Genomic DNA, 1,155 nt, shown 5'->3' on the forward strand with positions numbered 1-1,155 from the left:
AATGTGGGGCAGATCAATTCTAGGCTGTCGAGGCATACTGTGCTTCCTTGCGGGATAACACACAGCCTGCTTCAGTATGGCGCCGACCAACATCGGTTCATTACGGATACGAGGCTAAGAAAAGTGCACTCTGACCCCTGTTTCTGCCCCAACCGTCAGGCCAGTCAAAGGGACGCCTTATGACTAGCAATTCGTACAAAGCAATCGACATGTCCCCAGAGCTAGACAATCAATGGAAGCAAGAATTTACTTCTGCAGGAGTATCAAGTAGAAGTGGCGCGCTCGAAGAATCTCTTATTCACATAAATAACGCATGGAACATCATTCCCGAGCCCAAACTTATGTGTGGCAGAGTTCACATCACACTGCTGCGCATAATAGAAATATATAAATTAATGGAAAAATATGATGAAGGAATCGAACTGGCAGATTGGGTCTTGGAAAAATCACCAATGCAAGAAATTGATTACCCAATATTTTCAGTTCTTAAAGGGACACTCTTGTTCGACTCCGGAAATAAAGTAGAGGCTTACAAATGCTTTGATAACGCATGGGTAAAGGCCAAAAGCTTTGGTTTCAAAGAAAATCAAATCAGCTACCTAAAATTCTACAAAGAAGAAAAATCAAAGGGAATTCATACTTAATATAGACATCAGCGAAACAGGGGTCAGAGTGAGCGAAACAGGGGCCAGAGTGCACTTTCCAATATCTATCGAGCCTTAGACGAACGCCCAATCTTTGCCGGACCTGTGCGCCGCTGTAACTGGGTTTCGATCATGCTCCGAAACCGCTCGGTACCGAGTGCGTGCTGTCGCTGCAGTCGCAGCGCAATCAAAGCAACGTCGTCTGGATTTNAGCGCTTCTGCAACCAAGCTGGCATAAGCCTGATGACGGCGTGTAACGTCCGCATCCAAGGTCAGATAGACCGGGTGGGGAGTGAATAAGGTGCTCGGCTCGCCCGATGTATTTGCGCGATAGCTGGACCAGCGATAATGCCCTGGCGAGGTGACCATCCCCGCGCGCACCGGGTTGAGCTCAATGTAGCGATAGCAACGCAGCAGATAGCTGTCATTGTCCACCGGACACGCCTTGTACCGCCCTTCCCACAAGGTGCCGGTGCGATGGTAGCGATCATTTACATAGCGGACATAACGC

At 48.5% G+C, this 1,155-nt stretch carries 1 protein-coding gene; it reads left to right on the plus strand.

What is annotated here, in order from left to right; genetic code table 11:
- Positions 1–179 precede the first annotated feature (179 nt).
- Positions 180–644, plus strand: a complete 465-nt coding sequence (locus tag ASD86_RS27095; protein WP_157477082.1) for a hypothetical protein — start codon at positions 180–182, stop codon at positions 642–644.
- The last annotated feature ends 511 nt before the right edge of the window (positions 645–1,155 follow it).

This window comes from Lysobacter sp. Root690, assembly GCF_001427785.1.
GTDB lineage: Bacteria > Pseudomonadota > Gammaproteobacteria > Xanthomonadales > Xanthomonadaceae > Lysobacter.